Raw genomic sequence first — 279 nt, 5'->3', positions numbered from 1 at the left:
CGCGTCGAATCGCCGGACGGCGCGGCGTCGCCCGCTCGCGTCGATGTCTTCAGCACCGCGGGCAGCGGCGCGAACGCGGCGGCGTCGATTACTTCGGCATCCTTGGGATTGCGCAGCGCGAACACGAGCCGCCCCGAACTTTCGGCGAGCGTCAGACGGTCGACATCGGCAACCGGCACCGCGAGAACCGCTGTCCTGACCATGCCGTTCGGATCGCCGGACGTGTCGCCGGCAGCCGTCGCGTTGCCGAACGCGAGCACGCGCACCTTCGACATCAAC

Annotated in this window: 1 protein-coding gene; it reads right to left on the bottom strand. The window is 69.5% G+C overall.

The features are described from left to right. A partial coding sequence (locus SB753_RS36685) for an RcpC/CpaB family pilus assembly protein (RefSeq protein ID WP_410805034.1) occupies nt 1-279 on the bottom strand: 279 nt, incomplete at both ends.

This window comes from Paraburkholderia sp. SIMBA_053 (genome assembly GCF_046534895.1).
Taxonomy (GTDB): Bacteria; Pseudomonadota; Gammaproteobacteria; order Burkholderiales; family Burkholderiaceae; genus Paraburkholderia; species Paraburkholderia caledonica.
Note: the sequence above shows the minus strand (reverse complement) of the source record. Positions and strands in the feature narration are given on the sequence as shown.